This is a genomic window from Thalassospira povalilytica (genome assembly GCF_002844235.1).
Classification (GTDB): domain Bacteria; phylum Pseudomonadota; class Alphaproteobacteria; order Rhodospirillales; family Thalassospiraceae; genus Thalassospira; species Thalassospira povalilytica.
The window spans coordinates 92,037-107,769 of sequence record NZ_PGTS01000009.1; the positions used below are offsets into that span (position 1 = coordinate 92,037).

Below are 15,733 nucleotides of genomic sequence, written 5' to 3' on the forward strand. Positions count from 1 at the left end.
GATTGTCATGATCAAGTCGAGGCGGCCGTCACGATCCGAGAACATTTGGGGGAAAGCTTGAAGACAAGCCGATGGCGGCACGGTTCTGCAATTGCAACCGTACTTGGCACGCTGGTAATGGGGGTTTCCGGTGCCAATGCCCAGCAAAGCGTTGATGTGCGCACAGATGAAGCACGTCAGCTTTCGGACGATTTTGACCGCCTGCGAGACGCCACGGAACGTGCCAACCTGCTTTTGCGCACCGACGATGGCGGCGACATTACCTATGCCGATATTCTTGCCAATCCTGACGACATTGTTCTGAATTTCCGCTGGGCCAAGGCGCAATTGGCGCGCGGTGAAGTCCGTGGTGCTTCGGCAACCCTTGAACGCATTCTGGTTCTTGACCCGGATCTGGCGCCGGTGCGGCTTTACTACGCCATCGTGCTGTATCGTCTTGATAGTCTTGATGAGGCACGCGCACAGTTTGACCGTCTGCGCCAAATGGACATCTCGCCCGAGGTTGCCACCAACATCGACAGCTATGTTGATGCCATCGAAAGACGGCGCCAACGGCTTCGTCAGGCACTGACTGTCACGCTGGGTTCGCAAGTCGATAGCAACAGAAACTCGGCCCCGAATGATAAACAGCAGTTGGTGACCGGCACCCTGACAAACATCACAGCAAGTGGTGACAAACCGCAAAACGACATCGCCTATATCGGGGCGCTGCGTTACGATATCAGCTATGATCTTGGCTATCAGGAAGGGCACGAAGTCTTTGCCAGCGTAACCGGTTATGGCAGCGACCAGGTCAGGCTTGATTCCCTTGATCTTGGTTCGTTTTCTGTTGATGTCGGAACCCGTCTGCGCGGCGGTTACTGGATGCTGACACCAAGTGTGAACCAGACCGTCCAATCGCTGAGCAAGGAAAAATACCTGACATCCCGTTCAGGACGGCTGCGCCTTGACTGGAACCCGCGCCCGTTTTTCAACCTCAATGGCGAAGTCAGTTATGCTGATGAGCGTTTTCAGAACACGAGTGAATCCAGTGCATTGCGCCTTCATTCCGGTCAACGCTATGGCAGCAGGCTGGGCACGAATTACAGCTGGCCCCCCAACAACCGCACCTCGTTTAACCTTTCTGCAGGTAAAAAGGAGGCTGCGCGCAACTATTACAGCTATGACAGCTTGAGTGGCGAGTTGATCCATGCTTATCTGTTTGGTGGGGGAAGTTACATAAGTGGAAGTTTCCGCTATGGGATCGACCGGTATCGCGATCCGGATTATCTGGTGACGGGCAATTCACCCCGCCACCGCATGGATCGCAGCGCACGGACAAGATTGACCTATGGCGCGCCTCTTTCACAAATACTGCCATCGGATTTGTTTGGGGATAGTAATACGGCAAATCAGATTTATGACCTGCTTGCGCCAATCAACTGGTCGATCACAGGTGAATATCTGAACACTAAATCGAACATTCCCAACTATGAATACCACAATGCCAGGGCGCAGATTTATCTGACCCGGCGATGGGAGTTCTAGTGATGCTGAACAATGCGACCACCACCCTTCACCACCGGTTCAAACACCTCGTGCGCGGTGCTGCGCTTTGTGCCGTTTGTGCCCTGCCCCTGATGCAAGCAGCACCGGCCCGGGCCGAAGTCACCGTTGAAATGGCAGGCGTATCCGCCGCTGTTACCGGCGATGTGACACTTAACAAGGTAACAGGCGAAATCGGCATCCTTGTCGAAAGCGGCATGCCTGTCTATCTGGGCGACCGGATCATCACATCCCCCAATTCGGGAATGCAGATCCTGCTGCTTGACGAAACCGTTTTCACCATTGGTCCGGACAGCGACGTTGCCATTGACGAGTTTGTCTATGACCCTGCCACGGGCGATGGACGGATTGTTGCCGATATGGCGCGCGGGGTCATGCGGTTTGTCACCGGAAAAATTCCGCTAAATAACCCGTCGAGCATGGATATCAACCTTCCGGTCGGCTCAATCGGCATCCGGGGAACCATCGGCCTGATCCGGTCGGTTTCGGTCGAACAGGCCAATGCAATTCTGCCGGGTTCTTTTGATACATCCGATCCCGACACCGCCAATCAGCAGATCTTTATGGCGGTCAATCAGGGCCCCGGCCTTGCACGTAACGACACAACATCGCGCCCGGGCGCCTTCGCTGTGACCGATCAGAATGGCAACAGTGAAAATATCACCGGGGAAAATTTCGGGGTGTTTGTTGGCAGCAACGTGGTGACAGAACCATCACGCTTCCCGCTTGGTGCGGCGAATTTTGACTTCTCGACCAATCTTGTTCGCACGGCATCGCGCAGCGATGATGACAGTGACGGCACCAGCAGTGGCACATCAACATCAACCACCCAAAATGCTGCAGCGTCCTCGCAACAAACCGGCCTGACCGCTGGCCAGGCCCAACAGGCAAATGCACAAACCGGCTCGAACATGGTCGGCAGCATCGAAGTGGCTATGGCGCAACTTAGTGCAACATCCGCGTCAGGAGCCCAAAATGAAATCACCTCCATTTTGGGCAACATCGATACCGCGAGCAGCAGCAACAATAATAACAACAATAGCAACGATCCATTCACCTACGATGCATTGCGCCAGATCACCAGTGGTTCCGTGTCGACCGGCACGATCAATGTTGACGGAGCAGACGTGGATTACAGCTTCAGCTCGACAGTCGATTTCGCCAACCGGACAATTGCCGTCCTGTTTTCAAACATCACCCAGACTGGATCGGGCCTGACCGGCAAGGCTGGTATTCTGGATGGCAGCTTCAATCCTTCGACCCTTGATTACACCAGCAGCTCGGGCAATGTTGAGTTTGCAAGCGGGGACTTCTCGTACGACCCGAACTGTAGCGCTCTTGGCTGCAGCGCGACTGCCACATTCAAGGACGCCTACAATGTCGAATTCAATTTGTCGACCACGACCTACACTTCGGGGACGGACGGCAGCGCGACACTGAACTAGGCTGACGCAGGCTGTAATACGAAAACAGGACCAGACATGCGCCTGAGCAAAAACAGCCTGCTTCGCGTTCTTCATTATCTGATTCCGTTGGGCATCCTGCTGACTTGCATCTTTTTGCGATGGCAGGATGTTCCATTCGTCGATCAGATGCGGATGAGTGTTTTTGACACCTATCAGCGTATTGCACCGCGTCCTTTTGAAGATGTCGGGGTGCGTATCATCGATATCGACGAAAAAAGTCTTGAGGAACTGGGCCAATGGCCCTGGCCGCGCACCCGGCTTGCCGGGCTGGTGTATCGGTTGCGTTCGGCAGGTGCACGAGTTGTCGGGTTTGATGTGGTCTTTGCCGAACCCGATCGGACGTCACCTGCGCGCGTGGTCAAGGACTGGCCCAAGGGTCGTGAGATCGGCGAAATCACGGCACTGGCCGAAAGCCTTCCTGATCATGACAGCCTGTTTGCCAAATTCATCCGCGGTACGGGACAGGTCGTCACAGCTATTCAACTTAGTACCAAAAAGCTTGAAACCCCGCCGCGCCAGATTGGCAATTTCAGTGTTTCCGGCGAAGCCGGGCGTCAGTTATCCGATTTCATCGCCGTATTGCCTGGGGCTGCGAAGAACCTTGATGTCATAGAAGAAGCCGCAAGCGGCAACGCACTGGTCAATGTTTCACCCGGTCAGGATGGGGTGGTCCGGCGGGTCCCGTTGCTGGCCGCACTTGACTATGACCTGCCCGCAATTGGCATGCCGATCTATCCGACCCTGTCGATGGAGATGCTGCGCGTGCTGCAAGATGCACCGCGAACCATGAATGTCCGTCTTTCGGGCGCAAGCGGCAGTGCCCGCTGGACCCAGTCCGAAGGGGTCGAAGCCATCCGCGTTGGCGCGGTCACCATCCCGACCGACTATGCCGGATATATGTGGGTGCATTTTACCGGTCATAAGCCCGAACGTTACATTTCAGCCGTTGATGTCATGACCGACAAGCTGCCAGCCGACAGCCTGCGTAACACATATGTTCTGATCGGCACCAGCGCAGCCGGGCTGCTTGATTTGCGCTCGACCCCGCTTGACCGGGTTCTTCCCGGGGTCGAGGTCCATGCAGAAATGCTTGAACAGATGCTGCTTGGGCATTTTTTGACCCGCCCCTATTGGGCAGCGGAAAGCGAAAGCCTTGCCCTGCTTTTGATCGGTCTGTTTTTTGTGTTTGCGGTTCCGCGACTTGGTGCGGTCTGGCCAGCCGTGATTGGCGGCACCCTTGCATTTGGTGCGGCCGGTATTTCCTGGTGGGCATATGATGCCAAACTGCTGCTGATTGATCCGGTCTATCCGCTGGTCAGTTTGCTGGCAGTGTATCTTGCCACCAGTTCAATCGGCTTCATGCGGACCGAAGGCGAACGCCGCCAGGTGCGCACGGCATTTGGCAACTATTTGTCCCCGGCACTGGTCAATGAATTGTCGCGCCATCCCGAACGCCTGAAACTGGGCGGTGAAACCCGCGACATGACATTGATGTTTTGTGATGTTCGCGGATTTACATCCATTTCCGAAGGTTTCAAATCAAATCCGCAAGGATTGACACGCCTGATCAACCGGCTACTGACACCTTTGACCAAATGCATTCTCGATCGCGAAGGCACCATCGACAAATATATGGGCGACTGCATCATGGCATTCTGGAATGCGCCGCTTGATGTTGAAAACCACGCCCATCATGCATGTGACAGTGCCCTTGCCATGCGACAAGCACTTGATGTTCTCAATACCGAACGCCTTGCCGAAGCCAAACGCGACAATGAACCTTTCCTGCCGCTGAATATCGGGATCGGGATCAATTGCGGGGATTGCCTGGTCGGCAATATGGGATCCGATCAGCGGTTTGATTATTCTGTGCTGGGCGATGCGGTCAATCTGGCGTCGCGCCTTGAAGGTCAGTCAAAGAATTACGGTGTTGATATCGTTCTGGGCGAAGAAGTCGCCAAACGGGTGGAAAACGATTTCGCCACCCTTGAACTTGACCTGATTGCGGTCAAAGGCAAAAGCGAAGCTGTCCACATCTTTGCACTGCTTGGTGATGGCAAGCTGTGCCATACTGATGCATTCCGAAACTGTGCGGCTCTTCATAAATCCATGCTTGCGGCCTATCGCCAGCAACATTGGCAAGAGGCCGAAAACCTGATTGCGCAATGTCGTCAGGCATCACGCGGTATTGGCGCGCTTGCAGGTCTGTATGACATGTATGCCGAGCGCATTGCCACATTCCGCACAAGCCCGCCGCCCGCCGACTGGAACGGGGTGTTTGTGGCAACCAGCAAATAGCTGACTTGCCAAAAGGCCGGTTTCGCAACACTGTGAATGAAAACAGGCAGTCTTGATGGTGGCTGGAACATACAGGCCACTATCGGATTGCTTGCCACCTGCCTTGCGCCCCACCAATGTAACGAGGCCCTGATGAATTTCTCGTCTGATAATGTGTCGCCAATCTGTCCGGAAATATTGAACGCGATCGCCGCCGAAAGCGAAAGTGCCGCCCTTCCATACGGGGCAGATGACCAAAGCCGGCAACTTGATGCCGCCTTTTCCAGATTGTTTGGCACAGATGTATCGGTGGTGCCGGTGGCGACCGGGACGGCGGCCAATCTTATCGGATTATCCGGGCTTGTTTCCCCGTTTGGCGGGATTGTTTGCCACCATCACGCCCATATCAATATGACGGAATCAACCGGTGTGGCCTTTTATGGCAATGGCGCCAAACTTCTGGGCATTGACGGTCCGTCCGCCAAGATCGAGGCCGAAACCCTTGACCGGTATCTGAGCACCCATATTTCCAATGGCATGCATTCGGTTGATCCGGAATGTGTTGCGATCACCCAAAGTACGGAATTCGGAACGGTTTATGACGTTTCGGAAATTCAGGCGATCGGCAAGGTCTGCCAGAAACACCAGACCCGTCTTTTCATGGACGGGGCACGTTTTGCCAACGCGGTCGCAGCCCTTGACTGTCATCCGGCCGACATCACCTGGAAGGCTGGTGTTGATGTTCTGAGCTTCGGGGCCACAAAGAATGGCGCATTGGCGGTTGATGCGATTGTGCTGTTTGACCCGGCCTTGCGCCGCCACACCGAAAAAAACCGCAAACGTGGCGGACACCTGTTTTCAAAGCACCGCTATCTTGCCGCACAATTGCTGGCATATCTGGAAGATGATCTTTGGCTGCGCAACGCCCGCCACGCCAATGAAGCGGCCAAAGAACTGCAAAAAAGCCTTGAACAGATTGGTGCGACTGCGGCCTTTCCGCCGCAAGGCAACGAGCTGTTTATGCATATGAATGACGATCTTGCCAAACGTCTGGGCGACAATGGCCTGGCATTCCGCCCGTGGGGATCCATTGGCCCGGATGCCTATCGGTTTGTCTGTGCCTGGAACAGCCCGATTGAGGCCATCCGCGATCTGCCTCACACACTTGCCTGATCCGCGCTGTTTGCCAAAATAACGCCCGCCATGTGATAAGCATTCAAAGCCCGCCTGCCCGGTTGCACCCGATCAGGGTTCACCGGACTGCCACCAGATAACTGCGAGATAGAAGATGAATTTTGCCTCTGACAATGTGTCGCCCTTTTGCCCGGAAATCCTTGAAGCCCTGAGCGCAGAAGCCAAAAGCAACGCCCCGGCCTATGGCGGTGATGACATCAGTCAGCAACTTGACCATGCCTTTTCCGAACTGTTTGACAAGGAAGTGGCCGTCATCCCGGTTGCGACCGGCACCGCCGCCAATTGCATCAACCTGTCGGCACTTGTGTCCCCCTATGGCGGCATCATTTGCCATCACGAGGCCCACATCAACGAAGATGAAAGCACCGGGGTTGCCTTTTTCACCGGCGGGGCAAAACTGATTGCGATGGACGGCCCGACCGCCAAGCTTGAAGCAGATGCCCTTGACCGCTTTGTTGCCGGTCAGGTCAATCGCGGGGTGCATTCAGTTGCGCCGGAATGCGTTGCCATCACCCAGGCCACCGAACTTGGCACGGTCTATCGCCCGGACGAGGTTGCGGCCATTGGCGATGTGTGCCGCAAACACGGTCTGCGCCTGTTCATGGATGGCGCACGTTTTGCCAATGCGGTTGCCCATCTTGATTGTTCCCCGGCAGACATCACCTGGAAAGCCGGCGTGGACGCCATCAGTTTCGGCGCCACCAAAAATGGTGCAATGGCGGTTGATGCCATTGTGCTGTTTGACACAAGCCTGAAACATCGGGTCGAGCAGGCCCGCAAACGCAGTGGTCATTTGCATTCCAAACATCGCTATCTGGCGACCCAGCTTCTGGCCTATGTCAAAAATGACGTGTGGCTCAAGAATGCCGCGCATGCCAACAAGGCCGCCGCGACCCTTGGCGACATCCTGATCGGGCGTGGTGCAAGCCTGGCCCATCCGGCCGATGGCAACGAACTGTTTGTCAACCTGTCGTCTGAACTGGCTTCGCGATTGCGGGACGCCGGGGTAATGTTCCATCCGTGGCCGTCACTCGGGGCGGACATCTATCGCTTTGTTGCGGCCTGGAACACGGATATCGGGCAAATCACCGAATTGAATACTACCCTGGGGTAGTAAATAGGCTTTCGGACCGGCTTGCGAATCAAACGAATCATTAAAATTCAACGGATTATGAATCGTTTAAAAGCACATCTGAATGACGTGATATTCATCCTTGCCGGTCCGAGCCCCGAAAAAAATGCACATCTCCCATACGTAAATGTTGGGGTGATTTTCATAAAAATAACAAACACTTGACATAAATTCATCATTCAGATGTCATGTCCAAACTACGTAGAACCACGCAGCAAGCGTTGACGATACGTAGAAACCCTGATTATTTTCCCTCGTCGATTGCCAACATAAATTTCTGTTGGATCGGGTAAACCCCGTCCGTTCCAATATGGCGAAGTCAAACATGACCTGAACAAGATCATGCAGGCCGCCTTGATTTGCACGGACCAGCCTTGAGGGAGGCATTTAATGAAAGCGAATTTCGTCAAAGTGGCGATTGGTGCAGGCCTGCTTGCGGCCACTGCACTTGCTGCTCCGACCGCCGCTTCGGCAAAAACCCTGGTATATTGCTCGGAAGGTAGCCCGGAAGGCTTCAACCCGTCGCTTTACACCGCAGGTACCACGTTTGATGCTTCTTCGCGTCAGATCTACAACCGTTTGGTACAGTTCAAACGCGGCACCACCACCATCGTTCCGGGTCTTGCGACCAGCTGGGACGTTTCGGCTGATGGTCAGGAATATACCTTTAACCTGCGTAAAGGTGTGAAGTTCCACACGACTGACCTGTTCACCCCGACCCGTGATTTCAATGCTGATGACGTGATCTTCACCTTCATGCGTCAGTTTGACAAAAATCATCCGTATCATGGTGTTTCCGGCGGCTCGTACGAGTACTTCAACGCAATGTCCATGCCGGACCTGATCAAGGACATCGTCAAAGTTGACGATTACACCGTTAAATTTGTTCTGAACCGTCCGGAAGCACCGTTCATCGCCAACATGGCAATGGATTTCGCATCTGTTCTGTCGGCTGAATATGCAGACAAGATGATGGAAGCCGGCACGCCGGAGCAGGTTGACCTTGAGCCGGTCGGCACCGGTCCGTTCCAGCGCATTCAGTATCAAAAAGATGCGGTCATCCGTTACAAGGCATTCCCGGAATATTGGGAAGGCAAAGCCGCAATCGACAACCTGATCTTTGCCATTACCCCGGACAGCACCGTTCGCTACCAGAAGCTTAAAGCTGGCGAATGCCATGTCATGCCGTACCCGAACCCGGCTGACCTGACCGAGATGGATGCAGACGCGTCGATCAACCTGATGAGCCAGGAAGGTCTGAACGTCGGCTATCTGGGCTACAACACCCAGAAAGAGCCGTTCACCAATCCGAAAGTCCGTAAAGCACTGAACATGGCGATCAACAAAGACGCCATCATCGAAGGTGTTTATCAGGGTGCCGGTGCTGCTGCCAAAAACCCGATCCCGCCGACCATCTGGTCTTATAACAACGACACCGTTGATGACCCGTATGATCCGGAAGCTGCAAAAGCAATGCTTGCAGAAGCAGGTTTCCCGGAAGGCTTCAAAACCGACATCTGGGCCATGCCGGTTCAGCGTCCTTACAACCCGAACGCACGCCGTATGGCCGAGCTGATTCAGGCTGACTGGGCGAAAATCGGTGTTGATGCCGAAATCGTGTCTTACGAGTGGGGCGAATACCTTGAGCGCACCAAAAAGGGTGAACAGGGTACCTTCATGCTCGGTTGGACCGGTGATAACGGCGACCCCGACAACTTCCTTGCTGTTCTGCTTGGCTGCGATGCAGTTGGCGGCTCGAACCGTGCACAGTGGTGCAACGAAGAGTTCGACAAGCTGATCCAGCAGGCAAAAACCACCTCGGACGTTCTTGAGCGTACCCGTCTGTACGAAGAAGCTCAGCTGGTCTTCAAACGTGAAGCACCGTGGGCAACCATCGCACACTCGATCGTTTTCGAACCGATCCGTAACGAAGTCGTTGACTACAAGATTGATCCGTTTGGCGGTCACATCTTCTATGGCGTCGACATCAAAGAATAAGACGACCTAAAACCTTGTCGAAGAGGCCCGGTCTTCCGGGCCTCTTTGCAATTCCGCAATAGAGAGAGACGTCCGCCCGTGCCGAGAACACGCGTGGATGCACAAAAAGGCCCGATGGCATGCTAGGATTCCTGTTTCGCCGTTTGGGGGACATCATCCCGACCTTCTTCGGTGTCACCCTTCTGGTATTCTTCCTGATACGCCTCATTCCCGGCGACCCGATTCTGATGATGGCCGGTGAACGTGGTGTTGATGCAGCACGATACGCAGAACTTCAGGCACAATACGGCTTCGACCAACCGATTATCGTTCAGTATTTCGATTACCTGATGGGCGTATTCCAGGGTGATCTGGGCAAATCGTTTGTCACCAAGAAGCCGGTCATTGAAGAATTCCTGACTTTGTTCCCGGCAACGGTTGAACTCAGCATCATGGGGATCCTGTTTGCCGTCATCCTGGGTGTGCCGCTCGGTGTGCTGGCTGCCATCCATCGTGGAAAATGGATCGACCATCTGACCATGTCAGTTTCCCTGACCGGGTATTCGATGCCGATTTTCTGGTGGGCGCTTCTTCTGATCATGTTCTTTTCGACAACACTCGGCTGGACCCCCGTTTCCGGGCGTCTGTCGGTGCTGTACTACATTCAGCCAACCACGGGCTTCATGCTGATCGATACCCTGATCAGTGATGAAAAAGGTGCCTTTATCAGCGCGCTGCGCCATATGATCCTGCCAACGGTGGCGCTTGGCACCATCCCGATGGCGGTGATCGCGCGTATGACACGTTCTTCGATGCTTGAAGTTCTCGGCGAAGAATATATCCGCGTTGCCCGTGCCAAAGGTCTGGCACCGATCCGTGTCATCATGGTCCACGCCCTGCGCAATGCCCTGATCCCGGTTATCACCGTCATCGGCCTTCAGGTCGGTGTGTTGCTGGCCGGTGCGATCCTGACCGAGACGATCTTCTCTTGGCCGGGCATTGGCAAATGGATCATCGAAGCCATGAACCGTCGCGATTATCCGACCATTCAGGGCGGCATTCTGATGATTGCCTTCCTGGTTATGGGCGTGAACCTGATCGTCGATCTTCTGTACGGGATTGTTAACCCCCGTATTCGTCATAAACGCTAAGGGGACTGCGAAAGATGAGCGAGAATACCACCCCGTCCGCAGCCCCGGCAGCCAATGTCGCAGAGCCGATTGGTGCTCCGCCCAGCCCGCTGCGCGAAACCTGGGACTATTTCCGTAAGAACCGTGGTGCTTATGTCGGATTGATGGTCATTGCCTTCATCCTGTTCCTGGCACTGACCGCCCAATGGATTGCACCGTTTGATCCGATTGCACAGGACCGCACCGCGTTCCTGAAACCGCCGGTCTGGATGGAAGGCGGTGACCCGCGTTACCTGCTTGGAACCGATGCGGTTGGCCGCGATATCCTGTCGCGTCTGATCCATGGTGCACAGCTGTCGGTGTCGATCGGCGTGTTCGTTGTGATCCTGTCGATGATTTCGGGCATTTGCCTGGGCATGGTTGCGGGTTATTTCCGCGGCTGGGTCGAAGTTTGCATCATGCGCCTGATGGACATCATGCTGGCCCTGCCCAGCCTGATCATGGCGCTTGCCATTGTCGCGATCCTTGGCCCGGGTCTTGAAAACGCCATGCTGGCCATCGCGATTGTCCAGTTGCCGCATTATGTGCGTCTGACCCGTGCATCGGTGGTATCCGAACTGAACAAGGAATATGTCATCGCATCGCAGATTGCCGGTGCCGGACATATGCGCCAGATGTTTGTGAACATTCTTCCGAACTGTATGGCACCCCTGATTGTTCAGGGCACTCTTGGTATTTCGAGTGCGATCCTTGACGCTGCTGCCCTTGGCTTCCTTGGCCTTGGTGCACAGCCGCCGCTGCCGGAATGGGGCACCATGCTGTCCGAAGCCCGTGAATTCGTGGGTTCGGCCTGGTGGGTGATCACCTTCCCCGGCCTTTGCATCCTTGTCACCGTGCTTGCCTTCAACCTGATGGGTGATGGTCTGCGCGATGCCCTTGATCCCAAGATGAAACGGTAAGTCATGGCTCTTCTCGAAGTAAAAAACCTGACAGTCGAGTTCGGCTCCGAAGACAAGCCGTTTCGTGCTGTTGACTCAGTAAGCTATTCCGTCGATCGCGGCGAAGTCCTTGGCATTGTCGGTGAATCGGGTTCCGGTAAATCGGTATCGTCCCTGGCCGTTATGGGCCTGATCGACTTCCCCGGGCGTGTCACCGCAGATGCCCTGACCTTTGATGGTCAGGATCTTCTGGGCATGCCCGCCAAACGTCGTCGTGAAATCACCGGCAAAGACATCGCCATGATCTTTCAGGATCCGATGTCGGCGCTTAACCCGTGCTTCACGGTCGAAGCCCAGATCATGGAGGCCCTCAAGGTCCATGAAGGCGGCACCAAGAAGCAGCGTCGCGAACGCACACTCGAACTTCTTAATCAGGTCGGCATTCCCGATCCGAAGTCGCGTATGACCGCCTATCCGCATCAGCTGTCGGGTGGCATGAGCCAGCGTATCGTCATTGCCATGGCGATTGCCTGCAAGCCGCGCCTTCTGATTGCCGATGAACCGACCACGGCGCTTGATGTCACCATTCAGGCCCAGATCATTGATCTTCTGCTCAAGCTTCAGGAAGACAGTGACATGGGGCTGATCCTGATCACCCATGATCTGGCACTAGTGTCGGAAGCTGCCAACCGCATTCAGGTCATGTATGCCGGTCAGCTGTTTGAAAGCGGCCCGGCCGACAGCATCTTTGCCGCCCCGCGTCATCCCTATACGCAGGCGCTGCTCGAAGCATTGCCGGAACGTTCAGAAGGCCATGACCGCCTGCGCACCATCCCCGGCGTGGTACCGGGTCAGTATGACCGCCCGACGGGCTGTCTTCTGGCACCGCGTTGCCGCTACGCCAATGAAAGCTGCATCACTGCCCGTCCGGAAGTCCGTGACTTCAACGGACGCGATGTCCGCTGCTTCTATCCGCTAAACGATCAGGGCCAGCCCACCGGCCTGACTGCCGATATGGCCACCGGGGAGAATGTATAATGAGCTTTCTGGAAACCAAACCCGGTGTTCCGCTTCTGGAATCCGATAATCTTGTCCGCCATTACGACGTCAATCGCGGCTTTGGCAAACCCAATGCCACGGTCAAGGCGCTTGATGGTGTATCCTTCACGCTCGAAGCCCAGAAGACCCTTGCGGTTGTTGGTGAATCGGGTTGCGGCAAATCGACCCTTGGCCGTCAGTTGACCCTGATTGAACAGCCAAGTGCCGGCGAACTGAAAATCAACGGCAACACGGTCGGCAACCTGTCGGACAAGGAAGCCAAGCTGTTCCGTCGCACGGTTCAGATGATTTTCCAGAACCCTTACGGGTCGCTGAACCCGCGCAAAAAGGTCGGTCAGATCCTGGCCGAGCCGGTTTTGCTGAACATGGATCAGCTGGGCCGCAAGGAACGCGAAGAACGTGTGCGCGAAACCATGGCCAAGGTTGGCCTGCGCCCCGAATTCTATCAGCGTTATCCGCACATGTTCTCGGGCGGGCAGCGTCAGCGTATCGCGATTGCCCGTGCGCTTATACTTGAACCGAAAGTCATCGTTGCCGATGAACCGGTTTCGGCCCTTGATGTGTCGGTCCAGGCACAGGTTCTCAACCTGATGATGGACCTTCAGGAAGAGATGAATGTCGCCTATGTTTTCATCTCTCATGATCTTTCTGTCGTCAGACATATTGCAGATGACGTCATGGTGATGTATCTCGGGCGCGTCGCTGAAAAAGGACCGACCGAAGAAATCTTTGCCAAGCCGCTGCACCCCTATACACGGGCGCTTCTGGCATCGGCACCGAAGATCGACCCGGCACATCGTGTAAAGGCAGAACCGCTTACCGGTGAATTGCCTTCGCCGATCAATCCGCCTTCGGGCTGTGCGTTCCATAAACGCTGCCCGTTTGCGACCGAGGAATGCGCAAAAGTTCGACCCGAACTGCGCACATTCGAAGGCCGCGAGGTGGCATGCCATCGGGTCGAAGAAATCGCCTGAGAACAGGCGATCACCCGGATGTCCGGGTAGACAAGGGAGCAAGGGGGCGCGCTTTAACGAGCTGCGCCCCTGCGCATTTCTGAATGAAGAACGGATTGAATGCGGTGCGCCCTTTTGCGGGCAGTCCGCCCTTTGCCTAGGCGGTTGAGCGCGTCCGGTCGGTAAAGGCCAGAAGCACACCCGCCCCCACCAGAAGCGTTCCCGACACCCGATTGAGCATCCGCATGTGGGTTGCCGACCGAATCAGACCTTTGACCTGTCCGCCAATCAGGCCATAGGCCAGCAAGACAGTCGTTTCCATCGCAATAAAGGTCGTACCCATCACGGCAAATTGCGGCCCGTAAGCCACAGCCGGATCAAGAAATTGCGGGAAGAAGGCCGTAAAGATCAGGATGGCCTTGGGATTGCCGATTGCCGTGATGAATTCCGTGCGCGCCAGATTAAGCGCCCCGGGATTGGTCATAAGCGCCATCTGGCCATCGGTTTCATCGGTATCATTGACCTTGGCAAGCCAGCTTTTGACACCAAGCCATACCAGATAAACCGCCCCGACCCATTTGATCACAAAGAATGCGGTTTCACTGGCCGCAAGAATGACACCAAGTCCGGTCGCGGTAATGGCGATCATCAGTGCAAAGGCGACAATACGCCCGATTCCCCCGATTGCAGCGGACGAGACACCAAAACGCGCACCATTAAACATCGCCAGAAGATTGTTTGGTCCCGGGGCCATCGCCAAGGCGATCGCAGCCCCGGCAAATAAAAGCCAGGTATCGAACTGCATGGGGCAAAATCCTGTAAGGCGGGATCATATTGCGTAAATACGTCCCGTTTGGGTGACCGTGTGATTTCGCCCGAAAATCAGTCGCGCGTCAATGCCGCAATCATGTCCGCCGCCGCAGGCCATTTGGCGGTCAGCGCGGCGCGTTTGCCCATGGAGAAATCGGCAAAATCAAATCCCGGCGCGACCGTGCATCCCAACAAGGCATATTTTCCGCCCGGTTTCAGGCGTGCCCCCTGCCAGACATTCTTGGGCACGACCACTTGCGGCTTTTGCCCGGCCAACAGGTCCTTGCCGATTTCAACCTGCTTGTGGGTGCCGTCATCAAACAGCTGAAGCTGTTCAACCGCATCGCCCAGATAATGGTGGAAGATCTCGTTGCTGGTCAGAATATGCATCCCCGAAAAGGTATCGGGTGTCAGCAAATAGTAAATCGCGGTACCGGTGCTGCGTACGCCGAGATAACGGTTCCCCGGATTGCATGTTTCAAAGGCGCGAAACGTTTCGGTGTAATATCCGCCTTCGGGATGGGGTTGCAGGCCGAGTTTGGTAATCAGATCGTCGATGGTGATGTTTTCTGACATGACGGGCTCCCTCTGACCGGCGCGATTGTTTTTCCCATCATGACGAAAAACGGGAGAAGGCGCAAACCTTCCCCCGCAAAATAGTAGTACCGACCCGAGGATACGAACCCGATCAGTTGGCGTTGTGGTTCATGCCGCCATGGTCCTTTTGACCATGTTCCATCTGGTTGTGATCCATTTGGCCATGATCCATTTGGCCATGATCCATGCCTGCCGGGCCCTTGGCCATGGCATCCATCACATGGATCGTCACCGGAATGTCACCGGCCTTTTCAAATTCCAGCGTCACCTGAACCATCTCGCCCTGTTCAAGCGGCTTTTTCAGACCCATCATCATCACGTGATAGCTGCCCGGTTTGAAAAGAACTTCGCCATGCATCGGCACGTCAATGCCGCCTTCAACCTGGCGCATCTTCATGACATTGTTGGCCATGATATGGGTGTGCAGTTCGGTTTTATCGGCAAGGTCACTGCGTACACCAATGATGCGGTCCGCACCACCATGGTTCACAACCGTCAAAAAGGCCGCACCATTGCGCACCTGTCCAAGGGATGCCTTTGCCCAGGCATCCTTGATTTCGATATCAGCCGCAAAGGCGTTGGTCACAACAAACAGCGACGCCAAGGTCGCCAGAACAGCAAACAGCTTTTTCATGAAAATTCATCCGTCTTTTGC

13 protein-coding genes are annotated in these 15,733 nt (G+C 55.2%); 10 read left to right on the forward strand and 3 right to left on the reverse strand.

Annotated features, from left to right (window positions below):
* Nucleotides 1–57 precede the first annotated feature (57 nt).
* The 10 genes from CU041_RS19400 to CU041_RS19445 all read left to right on the forward strand — a co-directional run bounded on the left by CU041_RS19400 (nt 58) and on the right by CU041_RS19445 (nt 13,692).
* Nucleotides 58–1,527 (forward strand): tetratricopeptide repeat protein, encoded by a 1,470-nt coding sequence (locus CU041_RS19400; protein ID WP_101248185.1) that lies wholly within the window; start codon nt 58–60, stop codon nt 1,525–1,527.
* Between the two features lie 2 nt (nt 1,528–1,529).
* Nucleotides 1,530–2,990 carry a FecR family protein gene (locus CU041_RS19405; RefSeq protein ID WP_101248130.1) on the forward strand — a complete coding sequence of 487 codons (1,461 nt, stop codon included), beginning with the start codon at nt 1,530–1,532 and terminating at the stop codon, nt 2,988–2,990.
* Nucleotides 2,991–3,026: 36 nt separating this feature from the next.
* Entirely contained in the window at nt 3,027–5,309 is a 2,283-nt protein-coding gene (locus CU041_RS19410; RefSeq protein WP_101248131.1) for a CHASE2 domain-containing protein, read from the forward strand.
* 36 nt (nt 5,310–5,345) lie between these two features.
* Nucleotides 5,346–6,461 carry a threonine aldolase family protein gene (locus tag CU041_RS19415; protein ID WP_233433182.1) on the forward strand — a complete coding sequence of 372 codons (1,116 nt, stop codon included), beginning with the start codon at nt 5,346–5,348 and terminating at the stop codon, nt 6,459–6,461.
* Nucleotides 6,462–6,576: 115 nt separating this feature from the next.
* The gene (locus CU041_RS19420; RefSeq protein WP_101248132.1) at nt 6,577–7,596 is read left to right on the forward strand and encodes a threonine aldolase family protein; all 1,020 of its coding nucleotides are present in this window, start codon (nt 6,577–6,579) and stop codon (nt 7,594–7,596) included.
* A gap of 408 nt (nt 7,597–8,004) precedes the next feature.
* A complete protein-coding gene (locus tag CU041_RS19425) occupies nt 8,005–9,612 on the forward strand; it encodes an ABC transporter substrate-binding protein (RefSeq protein ID WP_101248133.1) in 1,608 nt (535 codons plus the stop codon).
* 119 nt (nt 9,613–9,731) lie between these two features.
* Nucleotides 9,732–10,742 (forward strand): ABC transporter permease subunit, encoded by a 1,011-nt coding sequence (locus CU041_RS19430; protein WP_068517235.1) that lies wholly within the window; start codon nt 9,732–9,734, stop codon nt 10,740–10,742.
* Nucleotides 10,743–10,756: 14 nt separating this feature from the next.
* Nucleotides 10,757–11,680 carry an ABC transporter permease subunit gene (locus CU041_RS19435; protein WP_068517236.1) on the forward strand — a complete coding sequence of 308 codons (924 nt, stop codon included), beginning with the start codon at nt 10,757–10,759 and terminating at the stop codon, nt 11,678–11,680.
* 3 nt (nt 11,681–11,683) lie between these two features.
* On the forward strand, nt 11,684–12,697 hold the full coding sequence (gene dppD / locus CU041_RS19440; RefSeq protein WP_068517237.1) for a dipeptide ABC transporter ATP-binding protein: 1,014 nt from the start codon (nt 11,684–11,686) through the stop codon (nt 12,695–12,697).
* Nucleotides 12,697–13,692, forward strand: a complete 996-nt coding sequence (locus CU041_RS19445; protein WP_101248134.1) for a dipeptide ABC transporter ATP-binding protein — start codon at nt 12,697–12,699, stop codon at nt 13,690–13,692. Before dppD ends, CU041_RS19445 begins: the two co-directional genes overlap by 1 nt.
* A 136-nt stretch (nt 13,693–13,828) precedes the next feature.
* On the opposite strand, the gene CU041_RS19450 is transcribed toward CU041_RS19445, so the two are convergent.
* From CU041_RS19450 to CU041_RS19460, 3 genes are all read right to left on the reverse strand, one after another.
* On the reverse strand, nt 13,829–14,476 hold the full coding sequence (locus CU041_RS19450) for a LysE family translocator (RefSeq protein WP_101248135.1): 648 nt from the start codon (nt 14,474–14,476) through the stop codon (nt 13,829–13,831).
* A gap of 77 nt (nt 14,477–14,553) precedes the next feature.
* On the reverse strand, nt 14,554–15,057 hold the full coding sequence (locus tag CU041_RS19455) for a cupin domain-containing protein (RefSeq protein WP_068517240.1): 504 nt from the start codon (nt 15,055–15,057) through the stop codon (nt 14,554–14,556).
* Nucleotides 15,058–15,169: 112 nt separating this feature from the next.
* Complete coding sequence (locus tag CU041_RS19460; RefSeq protein WP_101248136.1) at nt 15,170–15,712, reverse strand: copper chaperone PCu(A)C; 543 nt, start codon at nt 15,710–15,712, stop codon at nt 15,170–15,172.
* Nucleotides 15,713–15,733 lie beyond the last annotated feature (21 nt).